Here is a 16,152-nt window from a genome sequence, read left to right on the forward strand (position 1 = left end):
GCCGGGCATGACGTCAATTCTTTAACGCCATACAGGAGGTTCAGCAATGACGGATTTTGAACGCGCATTGGACATCGGTCGTCCCCCCAACGTCAAAAAGATATTTCCCCATTCAAAAGCGCTTCTCGTGAGCGGCAAGTTCATTGATCTGGCGATGACCCGGAAAGGCCATGCCATCTGCATTGCGGCCAACGGCCGGAGTCATTTCGTCATTCGGGGGGCCCTGGCCGCGGCCCAGCGCGCCAAAAGCGCGCTCATCATCGAAATCGCCCGCTCCGAGGGCGGCGCCTCCGCCTACTGCGCCGTCAATCTCTGGAATATCGCCCGCCAGGTGGACGCCGTCTGCAATGAACTCGGGATCACCATTCCCGTCGCGGTTCACGCGGACCATTTCGGCATCAAGAAAACCGGCGACATCGCGCCGGCCAAGGTGGAGATTCCCTCCCTCTTCGACGCCGGCATCACCTCCATCGCCATCGACGCGTCCCACATGCCCGACGACCAGAACCTGCTGGCCAGCATCGACATCATCCGGAGCGTGGTGCCGGAATGGGCCGGGCTCGAAACCGAGGTGGGTGAAATCAAGGGAAAGGAGGGCCTGTCCACCGTGGACGAGGCGCTCTTCCTCATCCGGGGACTCAACGCCCACGACATTTTTCCCAACTGGATCGCCCTCAACAACGGCACGACCCACGGCATCGAGGCCAGCGGCCAGGGCATCCAGGTGGAACTGACGGCCGATATCCATGCGGCACTGGAAAAGTACCGGGTCTCCGGGGCTCAGCACGGCACCTCGGGCAACAGCTCCGAGAGGCTCCGGGAGATCGTCCGGAAAACCCGGACCACCAAGGCCAATGTCGCCACCGCCCTCCAGATGATCTCCTGGGGCATCGAGGTGAACGACTACGGCAATGCCATTCTGGACGCCGGCGGCAACTTCATCAAGGTGAAGGGAGAAGGGGTTTCAGAGGAGATGTGGGCCGCCATGGTCGCCCATTCGGAAGCAAATGGCTGGAAAGGCGGCAATTTCAAGAACTTGAACCTGCCCTTTGAAAACAAGCTCTTGGGTCAGCCCCGGGAGGTCCGGGACCGGATGGCCCGAAGGGTCGAAGATTTCGTCTACAACATGATCACCGGCGTGTTCAATGCCGGGGATACGGCGGACATCGTCATCGACGCCATATTGAAGGCCGGTTCCCACGACCCGGGCCCCAAGGCCCATCGCATTGAAAACCCCGCCGACTGGACCCCTGAAAAAATTCTTGAACGGGGCAAGTCCCTGGCGGGGAATAAAGGCGCTAAAGGAGATTTTGACGATTAACGACATCCAAGACAAAAAATTCTGCACTTCCTGCGGCCATCCGCTGATCCGGAAGGAATGGGAAGGGCGGAACCGCCTTTTCTGCGAGCGCTGCAACGCGCCGTTCTACGAGAACCCCATCCCCGCGGCCTGCGTCATCGCCGTTGATTCCGTGGGGAGGCTTCTACTGGTCAGACGCAGCGTCGAGCCCAAGCGGGGGCTCTGGTGCCTCCCCGGCGGATACATGGAGCTCGGGGAGGCCCCGGAGGAAACGGCCCTGCGGGAACTCCGGGAGGAAACCGGCCTGCTCGGCCGGATCGACCGCCTGTTGGATGCGGATTCGAATCCCAGCCGGATCTATCACACGGTGGCCCTGGTCTGCTATCTCGTGAGCGACTTCCACGGCGAGCTGGCCCCCGGCGACGATGCGGACGACGCCGGCTTCTTTTCTCCGGAAGCCCTCCCCGAACTGGCCTTCAGCAGCCACCGGAAGTTCATCCAGCGTTTTTTCGGGCAGTCCTGAGGCGGTCTTCACAGCCGCCCGTGGCGGTGCGCGCCCCGACGGGCCAGACATCCCTCCACCGCAAAGACAGGGTCCGTGCGGGTCACGCCATCCGGTAGAGCTTTCCCGGCAGATCCCTGCCCAAAAACGCCGACAGGCGCCGGGTGCAGGATGCCACCTGCCGCCAGTCGACACCGGTGGCGGCACCCATGGCCGCCATCAGGTGGACGGTGTCCTCGGTCGCGATGTTCCCGGCTGCGCCGGGAACGAACGGGCATCCTCCCATCCCGCCCAGGGCGGTGTCAAAAAATGTGACACCGCACCGGAGTCCTGCCGCCGCGTTGACGAGACCCAGCCCCCGGGTGTCATGGAGGTGGAGGCCCATGGGAACGGCGGCACTGGCCGCGTCCAATGCGGTGAGCATCCCCTCCACCGCAGGCGGCGTCCCCATCCCCGTCGTATCGGCAAGGGTCAGCCGCGCCACGCCGGCATCCGCGAACATCCGGGCCGCCCTCAGGACGCGGGCCGCCGGGACCGCCCCTTCATAGACGCACCCGAAGGCGCACTGAATGCTGGCTGTTACCACCATGCCCGCGCTCCTGGCGAGGGCGACCATCCTTTCCCCTTCCGCCAGGGCTGCTTCATGAGACATCCCCGCATTCTTCCGACTGTGGGCATCGCTTGCGGAAATGGATACCTCGATGCAGGAGAGCCCGGCCTCTCCGGCCCGGGTGACCCCGGCGGTATTCAAAGCCAGACCGAAAAAGGTCACCGACGGCGTCTTCGGCAGTCTTCGGACGAGGTCTTCGGCGTCGGCCATCTGGGGCACCCGCTTCGGGCTCACGAAAGACGCCACCTGGATGTGCTTGAGCCCGGCCGCAGCCAGGCCGGTGATAATGTCGAGCTTGAGGTCCGTGGGAAGGATCCTGGATTCAAGCTGGAACCCGTCCCGGGGGCCGACCTCCACGATTGTGACGGACTTGGGCAGCGACATGCCTCTGCTTCCTCCTGATAATCTCCATCGGAAGCATGCTTCCGAGAATCGATGAAGTTATGTTTTTTCGATCATGACCCCGGCGTCGCACCGCAGGGCTTGCGGCCCCCGGTTACGACCGCCCGGGCCGGGCTTGTCATCCGGACCGCCCCCGCGAATGCCTGGCTCCGGTCCGGGACTCAGCGCTGCTTGTAGAAAACAACGGCGCCCCCGGTCAAGGGGAAATCTCCACCCGCCGGTCTCCAAGCCCAAAAAGCCCTTGACGAAAACGAAAGGAGCGCTGTAAGACCCTCGCCAGTCAATCTGCCCGAGCAGGACCCATCACCGAACGAAGGAAACAGGATGCCATGGCGGAACGTCACCGGCCCCCCCTCAGGATCTGCCTCCTCAGCTACCGGAGCAACCCGCATTGCGGCGGTCAGGGCGTCTACGTCCGAAACCTCAGCAAGGCCCTTCGCGACCTCGGCCACGCCGTGGATGTCATCTCCGGGCCTCCCCTGCCGGTCCTGGACAACGGCGTCCGCCTGACCTACCTGCCCGGCCTGGATCTTTACAACCCCGAGGACCTGTTCCGGACGCCGTCGATCAGGGAACTGGCGGATCCGGTCAACCTGCTGGAGTGGCTGGGTGTCTCCACCATGGGGTTTCCCGAGCCTCTCACCTTCGGCATCCGCGCGTTTGGGTTCCTCCGGAACCGTCTCGGCCGGTATGACATCCTCCACGACAACCAGAGCCTTTCCTACGGCATCTGGGCCCTCAAGGACCGGATTCCCGTGATTCCGACCATCCATCATCCCATCACCGTGGACCGGGATATCGCGGTCCGTTCGGTCCGGTCCTGGTGGAAGAAGCTGAAACACCTCCGGTGGTATTCCTTCATCGGGATGCAGATCCGCGTCGCCCGGAAATTTTCCAGGATCATCACGGTTTCGGAATGCACCCGCCACGATATCAGCCGGGAGTTCGCCATCCCCGCCCGGCGCTTCCGGGTGATCCCCAACGGCATCAACACCGGTCTATTCTATCCCATGCCTGAAATTCGGCGGGACCCCCGAAGGATCATCGTCACCAACAGCGCCGATATGCCGCTCAAGGGCCTCTATTACCTGCTTCAGGCCATCGCCGGTATCGCGGGGAAGGCCCCCGATCTCAAGCTCGTCGTCGTCGGGACCCCTAAACCCAACGGCGGCGTGGTCAAACTCATCCGCAGGCTGGGCATCGGGGACCGCATCCGTTTCACCGGGCGGATCAGCGACGAGGCGTTCGTCATGGAGTACGCCAGGGCCGGCATGGCCGTCGTGCCGTCCGTCTACGAGGGCTTCGGCCTGCCGGCGGGGGAGGCGATGGCCTGTGGCGTTCCCGTTATCTCGACCACCGGGGGGGCATTGCCGGAGGTGGTCGGCGATGCCGGGATCCTCGTGCCGCCGGCCGATCCCCATGCCCTTGGTGCGGCCATCCAGCGCCTGATGGATCACCCCGATCATGCGCGGGATCTCGGCATGAAGGGATTGAAACGGGTTCAGGAAAATTTTACCTGGCGGACCGCCGCCATCAAAACGGTCGAGGCATACCGCGAGGTCATTCATGCTCACCGTTGATTTCAGGCGAACGCCCCTCAGGGCCGGAAACCGGATTCTGGATGTCGGCTGCGGCTCCGGCCGGCACATGGGGGAAACCGTCCGCCGTTCCGGAACCCTGACCGTGGGGACCGACATCCACCGCAAGGATCTTCTGGACGCCCGAAAACGGCTGTCCGAGCTGAATGCGATGGGGGAAATCCGCGGAGGGTGCGCCCTTGCGGCGGCCGACATCACCACCCTGCCCTTCCCCGACCACGCCTTCGACCTCGTGATCTGCTCGGAGGTACTGGAGCACGTTCCGGACCACCGGGCGGCCATCGCAGAACTGGTCCGCGTCCTGAAGCCCGGCGGAGGCATCGTGATCAGCGTTCCTAGATATTATCCTGAAAAAATATGCTGGATATTGTCGAAAGCCTATCGTTCGACCCCCGGCGGGCATATCCGGATTTACGGCCGAAAGGCAATGGAGAACCTCATAATGGAATCGGGTGTCGCGCTGCGGGAATGCTGCCATGCCCACAGCCTTCATGTTCCGTATTGGTGGCTGAGATGCCTTCTGGGCCTGGAGCGGAGCGACGCCCTTCCGGTAAGGGCGTACCATCGGTTTTTGCTGTGGGATATGATGCGCCGCCCCTGGATCACCCGTTTCCTGGACCGGCTTCTGAACCCTGTCCTGGGGAAAAGCGTTGTTTTCTATGGAAGGGGAAAAACACCTCAGGCCACACCCGATCCGGGCCGCGCTTCACGCTGCACCGTACCGTCCTCCATTTCCAGACCCGAGAAAGAGACATCGAGAAAGAAAAAGACCGTTTCTAACACCCCGAGAGTCCAAATTCGTCCCGCTCTTCTTCCATCTCAACGGAATGGTGGCTCACCCGATGATGGCATGAGGGGCAGTAGAAGTAATTGGGCGAGGGATCCTTGCCACAGATTTTGCACTTCCGCGCTGGTTTCTTCTTGGATTTCAGCACCCGAATGGGTTCGTCGGCGTCCTCGAGATGAATCGTCTTTTTCTTCTGTGATTTTCGTTGTTCTCTCATATATTCCTTTCTCTCGGATCCTCAGCCGTTTTTCTAATTTGACAGCGAGGTTCATCCGTGGCATCCAAATCGGATGACTCCAGACCTTCAAACAATGTTTCGGCGCGGCGGCGGAGGGAAGGTCCTCCCGTTCATGCCCCAGCGGCGGAGACGCCGGGTGGAATACCGATCTGAAGGTCTCGGAAAAAAGAAAGCCGGCACCTCGCCAATACCGTGAAATTAAAAGCAACGAACGTGCCAAATATTCAGAAGGATTTCCAATATACTGGCATAAAAAGTGCTTAAAACCACCCGTCGATACAAACGTCATGCAGATGCCCCATACCCATCCAATCTGGATATTTATGGGCTTTTATTTTATTCACCTGTCGTTTTTGAACCTGGATGAAGCAAAATGGAATCAACCATCCTTTTTACCGGCATCTTGATTTTCTTCGCCCGGATTTTCGATGTGGCTCTGGGGACGCTTCGAACGATCGTGACCGTTCAAGGCCGAACGGTCAATGCCTTTTTCCTGGGCATCGCGGAGGTGATCATCTGGATCCTCGTCGTCAGCACCGTCGTCAATCAGATTAAGGAATCACCTGTATTAATTCTGTTTTATGCACTCGGATTTGCCAGCGGGAATGTTGTCGGCATCCTTGTCGAGAGAAAACTGGCCTTCGGGAACATCGTGCTTCGAATCATCTCCACAAAAAGGGGCAATGCCCTGGCCAATGAGTTGAGAGCCGCAGGCCAGCCCGTGACCGTGTTCGTGGGGGAAGGGATGCACGGGCCGGTGAAAGAGCTTTATGTGGTCTGCCGCAGGCGGGACATGAAGCGGCTGCTCTCCGTGGTGGACAGCATCGACGCGTCGGCGTTTATCATCACGGAAATGGCCCGGGACGTGAACAAAATCCTCCATCCGTTCAGGGTCCCTTTCACCGGGTGGCGGTCGGCCACGAAAAACAAATAGGCCCCCTCCCCCCGCCGGTCCGAAGCCCCCAGGCTGCCCTTACTTGAAGGCTTCTTTTCGAATGCCGTATTTCAGCATCAGCTTGTTGAGCTGCCGGGTGCTGATGCCCGCATCCGCCGCGGAGCTGCCGACCCTTCCCTTGTGACGCGTCAGCAGCTCCATCAAATATTGTTTTTCGAAGGCCGCAACCGAGCGCCGCCGTCCTTCAGCCAGGGAGGCGCCTGAATTGACGGAGGATTGCGCCCCGCGATCCTCAACCAGTTCGACCGAGAAGCTTTCGGGCGTCAACAGCGTGGTGCATTCGACGATATAGGCCCGTTCAATCAGGTTTTCGAGTTCCCGGATGTTGCCCGGCCAGTTGTATTTCATCAACGCATCGAGGACCAGAGGATGCACCCCCTGGATCTCTTTGGCATACAGACGGTTCAACTTCTTCAGGAACATCTCCACAAAAAAGGGGATATCCTCGATCCGCTTTCGCAGCGGCGGAATTTCGATGGGGAACACGTTCAAGCGGTAATAGAGATCTTTCCGAAACTGACCCTCCTGGCTCATTCGTTTGAGGTCCGCGTTTGTCGCGGCGATCACCCGCGCCGCCGTCTTCAATTCCTCTTCACCGCCCAGGCGGCTGAACGTCCCGTCCTGGAGCACCTGAAGCAGTTTGATCTGGACGAGCGGCGTGATGGTGCCGACCTCATCCAGGAATATGGTGCCATCGTTGGCGATCTCGAACTTTCCAAGCTTTCTGCGGCCGGCGCCGGTGAACGCCCCTTTTTCATGGCCGAACAGTTCATTTTCAACCAGGGTCTCCGGGATGGCCCCGCAGTGGACACTGATGAACTGGGCGGTTTTCCGGTGGCTCTGCCGGTGGATCAACCGGGCGAGCACGCCCTTGCCGACGCCTGTCTCCCCGACAAGGAGAATCGGCGTCCGGGTCGGGGCCACCATTCGAATATTCTGGAATACGCTGGTCATGGCGGGGTTCCGGGAATAGACAAGGTCGTACGCTTCGGCCAGGAAGGGATGTTCCCGCAGATAGGCCAGCTCCGATTTCAGCCGCATCGATTCCCTCAAGCTATTGACCACGAGCGACACCTCTTCCGGTTCGACCGGATAGGTCAGATAGTCTCCGGCGCCGAATTTCACGGCCTTGACCATCTGGCGTATCTGGCTCTTAGTAGAGAGAACGATTATTTCTAAGGAATCAAACCCTTTCCGGAAACCGGTGATGGCATCCTCGATCGACAGGTCCGGGTAGGCCGCCTGAAGGATATCGATATCGATGAACACGAATTCGTAGGCATTTTTTTTCAGCATGCCCGGAGCGCGGGATGGGCCCGAAACCTGATCGACCCTGCACCCGGGCGGAAAAGCGGAGATGATCGCCCGGACCGCATCCTTGTCCCGGCAAATCACGAGAACGGATTCCATTAACGCCTCCTGAAAGATTTACAGCCATCCAAGGCTCCGTATCCCCCTGTCCGATCGGGGCCAGGAACCCGGAGTTCCTCTTTTATGGCGCTTTCAAAAGGAATTCAACCTCAAACAAACGCCCCGGTGTTTTTTCACACCCGTTTCCCGGTAAAATGACCCTTCCGGCGCCTCCTGAGCCTGATCCGGGGCAGGCCTTCCGTCAGATCAGAACTCGTGGTTCCCATGGGCCGATGAATCGGAATCACGGATTCTTTTTCTGCCGGCGCATCCGGGCGCAGCCCCCGGGTTGCGCAGAAAAGGAGGCCGCGCATCAATCCTGTCGCAATCCTCATTTTTGAGATGAAACGCACCATGTAAATGCTTCCATGGGGTGAAAGATATTCAGGCATGATTATTGCTTGATCTCTCTATCATATCCTGTGTCGGTTGTTCACAACGTCACCACCACGAAAAGGGCCGATGATGAAGAATAAAAACAGGAAGGAGACGCAAACGATCGAGGGGCTCTTGATTCCCTGCGCCTGGGACGACGATGGCGTTGTTCTGGAAATGGAAATCCAGACAACGGATGAAAAGACCTACGGCATTGAAAACGGCGAATCTTTTTTAGATCTCGTGGGAAAGTGCATCCATGCGACCGGACCGATTTCAACCAGCAAAAAGGGGGAAAAACGGATTTACATCAAAAAAATCGATGTCATGGAACATAAAAGAATCGAACCAGCCCCCGCGGCGCCATTGAAATCATCCCGCGTCCAATAAAGACGCTTGTCTCGTCCGTGTACCGGCATCAATGCGTGTGAAGTAGAAACAGAGGCCAAAATGAAGAAAATCGTTTGCATTCTTGGAATGGTAACCATCCTCTTCGGAATCGTCACCCTTGCAGCGGGTCCTGCGACTTCCGCAACCTCGGACAGCTTTGCCGATTACGAGAATACCGACCCCGTGCGGGCCGGGGTGGATGCGCCCCGGGAGGACGCCGTTCTCGAAGAAGAGGGAGAGATGCCCCAGGATGAGTTCATCAGTGAAGAGGAGGATGGCCCCATCATCGGAGATGAAGAGTACGAGGAATTCGACCCGGAACCCTCCGCCGAAGAACCTGAAGAAACGCGGCAATAGCGGAAGATCCCGTTCCCTCCTCCCCCGACACCTTTCCCGCATGCTGACGGCCGACACCCATTCATGAAGCCGCGTTGCGCATGCCTTCGAAGGGGATCAGGTGCATCGGGGCCCGACGCAACCTCCAGACAGGATCTAACCCTATCATGCACCGTCAACATCTGCTGAACGCCCTTCGATTCTATTTCATCACGGACGACACCGCCCCCGGCTGCTCCCCGATGGATCAAGCCAGGATCGCCCTTCAGGCGGGCGCTACCATGGTCCAATACCGGAACAAATCCTACTCCGATGATTTTCTGGCTGAAATTATTCTGATTCGGGAGATCTGCGGGGAGAAGGATGTCCCGTTTATCGTAAATGATCACATCCGGCTGGCGCAGCGAGTCTCCGCCGACGGCGTCCATCTCGGGCAGGATGACGCTGCGCCCGGTATCGCGAGACGAATCCTGGGCGAGGGGGCCATCGTCGGCATCTCCGTGTCCAACCCCCTTGAGCTTCGCAGCACAGATCTTTCGCAATGTGACTATATGGGCACCGGACCGGTCTTCCCCACCGGCACCAAGGCCGATGCCAAGGCGGTCAAAGGCCTGGCCGGGCTGAAGGAGATGGTCGACCTGTCGCCGATCCCCGTAGTGGCCATCGGGGGCATCACCGCAGACAACGCGGACGCCTGTTTCAAAAGCGGCGCCGCCGGCGTTGCCGTCATCAGCTTCATCTCCAGGGCCGACGATCCGTTTGCCAACGCCGTTCGGTTGGGGAAAGCCTGCGGTGTGCCCGGAGTTCTGTGAACTCATCCCGAAAGCCTGTCCCAGATGTTTTCATTTTTTTCCGGGGGACGGTTTTTCCCGCCGCCGGGACCCGGGTCCCGAGGGACCCCCCGAAGCTTCGCGATCCGAACATCCAGGGGCGGATGGGTCGAAAAGAGGCTCATCAGGCCGCTCCCGGAAAGAGGATTCACCGTGAACATGTGGGCGGTCTCGGGCCGGGCGTTCAGCGCGAGTCTTCCGGAATAGGCGCCCAGTTTCTCCAGTGCCCGGCTCAGGCCGTCGGGGCCGCCGGCCAGGCGAGCCGCGGTTTCATCCGCCAGGTATTCCCTGGAACGGGAGATGGCCATCTGGATCAGGAGGGCCGCAATGGGCGCCAGGATGGAGGTCAGAATCAATCCGATCCCCCCCATACCGCCACCGCCCTCGTCATCACTTCTCACCCCCCCGAACAGGGCGGACCACCGCGCCATGTTGGCCAGGAGCATCACCGCGCCCGCCATGGTCGACGCAATGGACCCGATTAGGATGTCCCGGTTTTTGACATGGCCCAGTTCATGGGCCAGCACCCCCATGATCTCCTGGCGGTCCATGAGGCGGAGAAGCCCTTCCGTGACCGCCACCACGGCGTGATCGGGATCCCGCCCCGTAGCGAACGCGTTGGGCGCCTCCTCCGGAATCACATAGATCCTGGGCATCGGCAAACCGGCCTTACGGGCCAGGTCCCTTACCATCTCATGGAGTTCGGGCGCCTGGCCGGGGGTGGCCTCCTCCGCCTTGTACATGGAAAGAACAATCCGGTCGGAGAACCAGTAGCTGAAAAAATTCATGGCCGCGGCGAAGACCAGCGCCATCACCATGCCGCCCCGTCCGCCCATCAGTCCTCCGATCCACACGATAAACCCTGTCATGACCGCCAGGAGCAGGGTCGTCCGAATCTGGTTGTTCATCTTGTTGATTCCTCCGGTGATTGCAGAATCCTTGACGGCAACAAGCCGTATCGTCCCCTTCTCTCGTGAGGTTTGGAGTAAAATTTAAGACAGTTGCCCGATAAAATCAAGATATCTGGATTGCGGGGGATCATTGCGGCGGGATCCGGCCGTGCCGCTCCGGGACACCGGCGTCATGACACAAAAAAGGCATCCGGGCGGATCGGCCGGGATGCCTCATGGATGCGCTTATGGCTATGGGTGGCTATATCTTAACGACATTTGCTGCGGCGGGTCCCTTGTCTCCATTTTCGATTTCGAAAGAGACCCGATCTCCTTCATTCAAGGACTTATAACCGCCCATGCTGATCGCAGAGTAGTGGACAAAAACATCGCCCCCCTCCTCCTTTTCAATAAAGCCGTAGCCTTTTTTATCGTTAAACCATTTTACGACACCATTTGCCATAATTCTACCTCCATCTTTATGATTCCCCTGATATTCGAACCGTGGCTGAAAGACGGGCGCTTCCTGCACGGTCCAGATGAACACAAGAGGCCGCTGGCCTGACAACCTCTCAGGTTAGAGCATAGATCCGCTTATCCTCTTCTCCCTTTCGGCGTCGAATAACGTTGCAGGGCGCCTTGGGCGTTGCATCTTTATGAGATACCTCTTTCTTCAATTCGTCTTCAATCAATTTCCGCAGCTTTTCTTCGATTTCGGTTCTTTTTACAATATCCATTCGCTCCTCATTCTCATTCTTTTTCTTGAATCTGCGACGCTACCATACCATTAGACCATAACATATTGTTTTACATAATATTCAGGAGAGGGGGGCAACACCATCAACACGGGCGCGGCTTTCACCTGCGGATCGTCGTCCGGCGAAAAGGCCCGGCCCATTGGCGGTGCGTTCATTTATGGGGAATCACTCCGGGAGTCTTCATTGGATCTTTTGGCTTTGGATGCTTCTAAATCTACCATTTGATAAAGACGAAGGAAAACTGAGGCAAACGATTCCTCTTGAACGGGGGCGGTCATACACACCGGCTTTTCATTCACCTTAGAATCAACCAGACGATCAGGATAAGCGAGATTACATGACAGCGATGATGGGTGCTATGACCAATTCACATTTTGTTTTTGATAGTCCAAAGCGACTCTTTTGTCAAATATTAATTGGCGCCCGGAGGAAAAATTGAAGGGGATTGCCATTCTCCGCAAGGCCGGAGGGGTCATTTTTTTTTGGATTCGAGAATCGCCCGCAGCCGATTTCGTTCGGCCTTCGCCTTGCGGAGACGATCCTCTATCGCCGGGCGCTTCTCTATCGGCGCATCCCGAAGCGCATTCTCCAATTCTTCCGCCTCGGTGATCAGACGATAGAGTTCTTCCGCGATCATTCGGACCGACATGCTTTTCTCCCATGGATTTCAGAAACGGGAGAGCGGCACGGCGGCTCTCCCGTTTCTCGTGATCAATATCGGTTTTATGAAACTCACTGCTTTCTTTTGTCCTTCAAAATATTGTTGGATATCACCACCCGCTGGATCTCCGAAGTGCCCTCGTAAATCGTGAAAACCCGGGCATCCCTGTATAGGCGTTCAATGGCATAATCCTTGGTGAAACCGTACCCTCCGTGAATCTGTAGGCATTTTCCCGTAATGCGGTTGACCATCTCCGAGGCGAAGAGCTTGGCCATGGATGCCTGCTGGGTATATTTTTCACCGCGATCCTTCATCGCCGCCGCGGAGAACATCAACTGGCGGGCGGCTTCGATTTCCGTGGCCATATCGGCGATGTACCACCGGATCCCCTGGAATTTGGCAATCTTCTGGCCGAACTGATCCCTTTCCTTGGCATACTTGACGGCGCTGTCCAGGGCGGCCTGGGCCACGCCGATGGACTGGGCCGCAATGCCGATCCTGCCTCCGTCTAATCCTTTCATGGCGATCTTGAATCCGTCGCCCTCATTTCCCAGGATATTCTCGGCCGGGACGCGGCAGTTTTCGAAGATGAGGTCGGTCGTGTCGGAGGCCCGCAGCCCCATCTTGTCCTCGATATTTCCCACGATCAGCCCCGGGGCGTCCTTCTCGACGATGAAGGCGCTGATCCCGCGGTGCTTCTCGGCTTCATCCGTCTTTGCCGTGACAATCACCAGGCCGCAGTTTTTCCCCGTCGTGATAAACCGTTTGGTGCCGTTGATGACGTAGTAATCCCCGTCCCTGACGGCGGTGGTGAGCTGGGCCACGGGATCCGAGCCGGCGTGGGGTTCGGTCAGGGCGAACGCCCCGATGATTTCCGCATCGGTCAGGCGCGGCAGGAATTTCTTTTTCTGGTTTTCGCTTCCAAAATTCAGAATGCTCTCGCATACAATGGAATTGTGAACAGACATGACGACCGCAGTGGATGCACATGAATAGGCGATTTCGGAAAGAGCCAAAACATAACTGATGGTGTCCGCCCCCTCGCCGCCGTATTCTACGGGGATCATCATTCCCATAAGGCCTAGCTCACCCATCTTCTTCAGATTTTCGGCCGGGAATTCCTTGGTTTTGTCGCGTTCCGCAGCCGTCGCTGCGACAACCTTCCGCGAAAACTCCCGGACCATGCTTTGAATCATCAATTGTTCGTCTGTCAGTTTGAAAAAAGCCATACGTCACTCTCCGGTTTCCCTTTAACTGTAGTCATTGACCTTATGGGCCCACCCATGTCCACATTGCCGGCGGCGGTCAGGGGGTATAGATGACCACCAGAAGTTCCGCGGTCTCCTGGCCGATGTTCTTCAACTGATGCTTGATGGCGGAGTTGAAATGAAGGAATTCGCCTTCTCCCAGAATGTTGACGTGGTCCCCGACCATCACCTGGATCTTCCCTTGCAGCACGTAATTGAACTCCTCTCCTTCATGCTGGTAGCCCACCCCGGTATGCGCCTCCATGGGTTCGATCGTCACCCGGAAAGCCTTCAGATGCTTGTTTTCGGCGCCGGGCGTCAGGGTTTCATAGGCATAGGCGTCCGTGCGCTTGGTATATTCCTGGACCCGTTCTTTCATGCTGGCTTCCTGCTCCCTCAGAAAGAATCCGGAATCGATCTCAAGGGCGCGGGCGATTTGAAGGAGCGCCCCCACCGGCGGCATCTCCTCCCCCGCTTCGATGCGCTTCAGATAATCGATGGAGTAACCGGTTTCATTGGCGATACGATCGAGCGTAAAACTTTTGTCGAGCCTCGCCTGTTTGATTTTCTTTCCGATGGGTATCAGTTGTGACGTCATGGTATCTCCTTTTCTTGAAAGACTTGGGGGCAGGTCGATACCCGCCCCCTGGGGTGATGTCCGTGCCCGTCACCCCGCTTTTTGTCGGATGCTTCAGATCGTACGCCTATTCATAAACGTAAAATCCCCGACCGGTCTTCCTGCCCAGCCATCCGGCCTCGACATATTTCCGAAGCAGGGGGCAGGGGCGGTATTTCGAATCCTTGAACCCGTTGTACAGGGTTTCCATGATGGCCAGGCAGGTGTCCAGCCCGATCAGGTCGGCCAGGGCCAGGGGGCCCATGGGATGGTTCATGCCCAGCTTCATGACCGTGTCGATGGCCTCGGCCGAGCCGACATGGTGATACAGGCAATAGACCGCTTCGTTGATCATGGGCAGAAGAATCCGGTTGGCGATAAACCCGGGAAAATCATTGGCCTCGGCCGGCGTTTTCCCGAACTGGATGGAAAGGTCCCAGGTCGTCTTGAAAGTTTCATCAGAGGTGGCGAGCCCCCGGATGACCTCCACCAGACGCATGACGGGAACCGGATTCATGAAGTGCATGCCGATGACCTTCTCCGGCCGCCCGGTCTGAGCGGCGATCCGCCCGATGGGGATGGAGGAGGTATTGCTGGACAGGATGACATGGGGTTTGCAGATCGTGTCTAAATCCTTGAAAATTTTGAACTTCAGGGTCTCGTTTTCCGTGGCCGCCTCCACGACGAAATCGGCGTCGGCCATGTCCTTGAGATCGACGGTAGTCCGGATCCTTCCGAGGACGGCGTCCTTTTCCGAGGCAACCATCTTCCCTTTTTCGACGCTCTTGCCGAGCAATTTGGTGATATTGGCCAGACCCTTCTGGACAAATTCATCCTTGATATCGCTCATGATGACGTTGAGCCCGCTCATGGCAGCCACCTGGGCGATGCCGTTTCCCATCTGTCCGGCGCCGATAACGCCAAATGTCTTGATGCCCATTATGTTCCTTCCTTCTTTCGATGCGGTTTCAATTCGGTAAAAACAGGGTCTATCGCTTCACGATCATGGCCACGGCCTCTCCGCCGCCGAGGCAGAGGGACGCAAGACCGATCTTCTTGTCCTGCTTCGCCATTTCGTGGAGCAGGGTCACGAGGAGCCGGCACCCGCTGGCACCGATGGGGTGCCCCAAGGCCACGGACCCGCCGTTCACGTTGACCTTTGCGGGATCGAGGTTGAGCTCCTTCAGAATCGCCACGGTGGACCCGCTGAAGGCCTCGTTGATCTCAAAAAGGTCCACGTCGTCGATGGAGATGCCTTCCTTTTTCAAGCACTTGGGGATTGCCCAGATCGGGGCGACCAGAACATATTTCATGTCAATGCCGTAGGATGCCTGGGCGCCGATGGCGGCCAGAATGGTGCATCCGAGCGCTTCGGCCTTTTCCCGCGACATGACCACCACCGCCGCCGCGCCGTCGCTGATGATGGAAGCGTTTCCGGCGGTGCCCACGCCGCCCTTCTTGAAGGCGCCGGTCATCCCGGCAAGGGCCTCGTACGGCGTCTCGCGGGCGCATTCATCCTGGTCGAAAATCTTGGGCGCCCCTTTCCGCTGGGGGATCTCGACCGGCATGATTTCATCCGCAAACCGCCCCGAGGCGACGGAGGCCACCGCTCGCCGGTAGGATTCCGCGGCGTACCGGTCCTGATCTTCCCGGGTCACGCCATATTTTTCGGAGCAGAGTTCGTTGGACATGCCCATGTGAAAATCATTGACGATGTCCCAGAGGCCGTCGTGAAGCATGGAATCCTGAAGCTGGCCCGGCCCCATCCGGTAGCCGAAGCGGGCCTTCTCCAGGTAGTAGGGCGCCAGGCTCATGGTCTCCATGCCGCCGGCCACGACGACATCCGCATCCCCCAACTGGATGGCCTGGGCCGCCAGCATGACGGTTTTCAGGGCCGATCCGCACACCTTGTTGACCGTGATGCATTCAGCCTTCCAGGGAAGGCCCGCCTTTACCGCGGCCTGCTTGGCCGGGTTCTGCCCGTATCCGCAGGGCAGGACCTGGCCCATCAATACCTCGTCCACCGCTTCCTTGTCGATCCCCGCCCGTTTGACGGCCTCGGCGATCACCATGCCGCCCAGGTCCGTTGCACCGATGTTTCCCAGGGCCCCGTTGAAGGCCCCGAGGGGGGTTCTTACCGCACTGACGATTACCGCTTCTTTCATATCTGCTCCATGGGTTTGGTTTTTACATTCCGGACAGCGGCCGCATGGGGAAAGCCTCCCTGCGGCCGCCGGGGGATTTCAG

18 protein-coding genes and 1 pseudogene are annotated in these 16,152 nt (G+C 58.5%); 8 read left to right on the forward strand and 11 right to left on the reverse strand.

The window, feature by feature from the left end:
• The first annotated feature begins 46 nt into the window (after positions 1–46).
• Together ACEW8N_RS01880 and ACEW8N_RS01885 are read left to right on the forward strand one after the other, a co-directional pair.
• A complete protein-coding gene (locus ACEW8N_RS01880) occupies positions 47–1,321 on the forward strand; it encodes a class II fructose-bisphosphate aldolase (protein WP_373498092.1) in 1,275 nt (424 codons plus the stop codon).
• Positions 1,311–1,823, forward strand: coding sequence for an NUDIX domain-containing protein (locus tag ACEW8N_RS01885; RefSeq protein ID WP_373498093.1), 513 nt, complete (start codon positions 1,311–1,313; stop codon positions 1,821–1,823). Before ACEW8N_RS01880 ends, ACEW8N_RS01885 begins: the two co-directional genes overlap by 11 nt.
• Positions 1,824–1,905: 82 nt before the next feature.
• Here the strand turns inward: ACEW8N_RS01885 and ACEW8N_RS01890 are convergent, their stop codons facing one another.
• A complete protein-coding gene (locus ACEW8N_RS01890) occupies positions 1,906–2,796 on the reverse strand; it encodes a hydroxymethylglutaryl-CoA lyase (RefSeq protein WP_373498094.1) in 891 nt (296 codons plus the stop codon).
• A gap of 347 nt (positions 2,797–3,143) precedes the next feature.
• On the opposite strand from ACEW8N_RS01890, the gene ACEW8N_RS01895 reads away from it, so the two are divergent.
• Together ACEW8N_RS01895 and ACEW8N_RS01900 are read left to right on the forward strand one after the other, a co-directional pair.
• Positions 3,144–4,394, forward strand: coding sequence for a glycosyltransferase family 4 protein (locus ACEW8N_RS01895; RefSeq protein ID WP_373498095.1), 1,251 nt, complete (start codon positions 3,144–3,146; stop codon positions 4,392–4,394).
• Positions 4,381–4,812 (forward strand): annotated as a pseudogene (locus ACEW8N_RS01900) (class I SAM-dependent methyltransferase); the annotation flags it as partial. The gene ACEW8N_RS01895 and the pseudogene ACEW8N_RS01900, both read left to right, overlap by 14 nt.
• A gap of 376 nt (positions 4,813–5,188) precedes the next feature.
• On the opposite strand, the gene ACEW8N_RS01905 reads toward ACEW8N_RS01900, so the two are convergent.
• Positions 5,189–5,416 (reverse strand): hypothetical protein, encoded by a 228-nt coding sequence (locus tag ACEW8N_RS01905; protein WP_373498227.1) that lies wholly within the window; start codon positions 5,414–5,416, stop codon positions 5,189–5,191.
• Between the two features lie 394 nt (positions 5,417–5,810).
• On the opposite strand from ACEW8N_RS01905, the gene ACEW8N_RS01910 reads away from it, so the two are divergent.
• Positions 5,811–6,371: a DUF2179 domain-containing protein gene (locus ACEW8N_RS01910; RefSeq protein WP_373498096.1), complete on the forward strand. Its 561-nt coding sequence runs from the start codon at positions 5,811–5,813 to the stop codon at positions 6,369–6,371.
• Between the two features lie 39 nt (positions 6,372–6,410).
• Here the strand turns inward: ACEW8N_RS01910 and ACEW8N_RS01915 are convergent, their stop codons facing one another.
• Entirely contained in the window at positions 6,411–7,802 is a 1,392-nt protein-coding gene (locus tag ACEW8N_RS01915) for a sigma-54-dependent transcriptional regulator (RefSeq protein ID WP_373498097.1), read from the reverse strand.
• 462 nt (positions 7,803–8,264) lie between these two features.
• On the opposite strand from ACEW8N_RS01915, the gene ACEW8N_RS01920 reads away from it, so the two are divergent.
• From ACEW8N_RS01920 to thiE, 3 genes are all read left to right on the forward strand, one after another.
• Positions 8,265–8,567: a hypothetical protein gene (locus ACEW8N_RS01920; protein ID WP_373498098.1), complete on the forward strand. Its 303-nt coding sequence runs from the start codon at positions 8,265–8,267 to the stop codon at positions 8,565–8,567.
• A 60-nt stretch (positions 8,568–8,627) separates the two neighbouring features.
• The gene (locus tag ACEW8N_RS01925) at positions 8,628–8,924 is read left to right on the forward strand and encodes a hypothetical protein (protein WP_373498099.1); all 297 of its coding nucleotides are present in this window, start codon (positions 8,628–8,630) and stop codon (positions 8,922–8,924) included.
• Positions 8,925–9,070: 146 nt separating this feature from the next.
• Complete coding sequence (thiE, locus tag ACEW8N_RS01930) at positions 9,071–9,715, forward strand: thiamine phosphate synthase (protein WP_373498100.1); 645 nt, start codon at positions 9,071–9,073, stop codon at positions 9,713–9,715.
• Positions 9,716–9,717: 2 nt separating this feature from the next.
• Here the strand turns inward: thiE and htpX are convergent, their stop codons facing one another.
• From htpX to ACEW8N_RS01970, 8 genes are all read right to left on the reverse strand, one after another.
• Positions 9,718–10,641, reverse strand: a complete 924-nt coding sequence (gene htpX / locus ACEW8N_RS01935; RefSeq protein ID WP_373498101.1) for a zinc metalloprotease HtpX — start codon at positions 10,639–10,641, stop codon at positions 9,718–9,720.
• A gap of 244 nt (positions 10,642–10,885) precedes the next feature.
• Positions 10,886–11,086 carry a cold-shock protein gene (locus tag ACEW8N_RS01940; protein ID WP_373498102.1) on the reverse strand — a complete coding sequence of 67 codons (201 nt, stop codon included), beginning with the start codon at positions 11,084–11,086 and terminating at the stop codon, positions 10,886–10,888.
• A 109-nt stretch (positions 11,087–11,195) separates the two neighbouring features.
• A complete protein-coding gene (locus tag ACEW8N_RS01945) occupies positions 11,196–11,360 on the reverse strand; it encodes a hypothetical protein (protein ID WP_373498103.1) in 165 nt (54 codons plus the stop codon).
• Positions 11,361–11,853: 493 nt separating this feature from the next.
• On the reverse strand, positions 11,854–12,030 hold the full coding sequence (locus ACEW8N_RS01950) for a hypothetical protein (RefSeq protein WP_373498104.1): 177 nt from the start codon (positions 12,028–12,030) through the stop codon (positions 11,854–11,856).
• An 83-nt stretch (positions 12,031–12,113) separates the two neighbouring features.
• Positions 12,114–13,271 carry an acyl-CoA dehydrogenase gene (locus ACEW8N_RS01955; RefSeq protein WP_373498105.1) on the reverse strand — a complete coding sequence of 386 codons (1,158 nt, stop codon included), beginning with the start codon at positions 13,269–13,271 and terminating at the stop codon, positions 12,114–12,116.
• A gap of 76 nt (positions 13,272–13,347) precedes the next feature.
• Complete coding sequence (locus ACEW8N_RS01960; protein WP_373498106.1) at positions 13,348–13,887, reverse strand: helix-turn-helix domain-containing protein; 540 nt, start codon at positions 13,885–13,887, stop codon at positions 13,348–13,350.
• A gap of 106 nt (positions 13,888–13,993) precedes the next feature.
• Entirely contained in the window at positions 13,994–14,845 is an 852-nt protein-coding gene (locus ACEW8N_RS01965) for a 3-hydroxybutyryl-CoA dehydrogenase (protein ID WP_373498107.1), read from the reverse strand.
• A 49-nt stretch (positions 14,846–14,894) separates the two neighbouring features.
• Positions 14,895–16,070, reverse strand: a complete 1,176-nt coding sequence (locus tag ACEW8N_RS01970) for an acetyl-CoA C-acetyltransferase (protein ID WP_373498108.1) — start codon at positions 16,068–16,070, stop codon at positions 14,895–14,897.
• Positions 16,071–16,152 lie beyond the last annotated feature (82 nt).

The organism is Desulfococcus sp., from assembly GCF_041737845.1.
Classification (GTDB): domain Bacteria; phylum Desulfobacterota; class Desulfobacteria; order Desulfobacterales; family Desulfococcaceae; genus Desulfococcus.

What these genes read in the sequence shown, in the direction of transcription:
- ACEW8N_RS01905 (WP_373498227.1), bottom strand. Translation starts at nt 5,416, where the DNA reads ATGAGAGAACAACGAAAATCACAGAAGAAAAAGACGATTCATCTCGAG.
- thiE (WP_373498100.1), top strand. Translation starts at nt 9,071, where the DNA reads ATGCACCGTCAACATCTGCTGAACGCCCTTCGATTCTATTTCATCACG.
- ACEW8N_RS01955 (WP_373498105.1), bottom strand. Translation starts at nt 13,271, where the DNA reads ATGGCTTTTTTCAAACTGACAGACGAACAATTGATGATTCAAAGCATG.
- ACEW8N_RS01950 (WP_373498104.1), bottom strand. Translation starts at nt 12,030, where the DNA reads ATGTCGGTCCGAATGATCGCGGAAGAACTCTATCGTCTGATCACCGAG.
- ACEW8N_RS01915 (WP_373498097.1), bottom strand. Translation starts at nt 7,802, where the DNA reads ATGGAATCCGTTCTCGTGATTTGCCGGGACAAGGATGCGGTCCGGGCG.
- ACEW8N_RS01910 (WP_373498096.1), top strand. Translation starts at nt 5,811, where the DNA reads ATGGAATCAACCATCCTTTTTACCGGCATCTTGATTTTCTTCGCCCGG.
- ACEW8N_RS01920 (WP_373498098.1), top strand. Translation starts at nt 8,265, where the DNA reads ATGATGAAGAATAAAAACAGGAAGGAGACGCAAACGATCGAGGGGCTC.
- ACEW8N_RS01940 (WP_373498102.1), bottom strand. Translation starts at nt 11,086, where the DNA reads ATGGCAAATGGTGTCGTAAAATGGTTTAACGATAAAAAAGGCTACGGC.
- ACEW8N_RS01890 (WP_373498094.1), bottom strand. Translation starts at nt 2,796, where the DNA reads ATGTCGCTGCCCAAGTCCGTCACAATCGTGGAGGTCGGCCCCCGGGAC.
- ACEW8N_RS01880 (WP_373498092.1), top strand. Translation starts at nt 47, where the DNA reads ATGACGGATTTTGAACGCGCATTGGACATCGGTCGTCCCCCCAACGTC.
- ACEW8N_RS01965 (WP_373498107.1), bottom strand. Translation starts at nt 14,845, where the DNA reads ATGGGCATCAAGACATTTGGCGTTATCGGCGCCGGACAGATGGGAAAC.
- htpX (WP_373498101.1), bottom strand. Translation starts at nt 10,641, where the DNA reads ATGAACAACCAGATTCGGACGACCCTGCTCCTGGCGGTCATGACAGGG.
- ACEW8N_RS01960 (WP_373498106.1), bottom strand. Translation starts at nt 13,887, where the DNA reads ATGACGTCACAACTGATACCCATCGGAAAGAAAATCAAACAGGCGAGG.
- ACEW8N_RS01925 (WP_373498099.1), top strand. Translation starts at nt 8,628, where the DNA reads ATGAAGAAAATCGTTTGCATTCTTGGAATGGTAACCATCCTCTTCGGA.
- ACEW8N_RS01895 (WP_373498095.1), top strand. Translation starts at nt 3,144, where the DNA reads ATGGCGGAACGTCACCGGCCCCCCCTCAGGATCTGCCTCCTCAGCTAC.
- ACEW8N_RS01970 (WP_373498108.1), bottom strand. Translation starts at nt 16,070, where the DNA reads ATGAAAGAAGCGGTAATCGTCAGTGCGGTAAGAACCCCCCTCGGGGCC.
- ACEW8N_RS01945 (WP_373498103.1), bottom strand. Translation starts at nt 11,360, where the DNA reads ATGGATATTGTAAAAAGAACCGAAATCGAAGAAAAGCTGCGGAAATTG.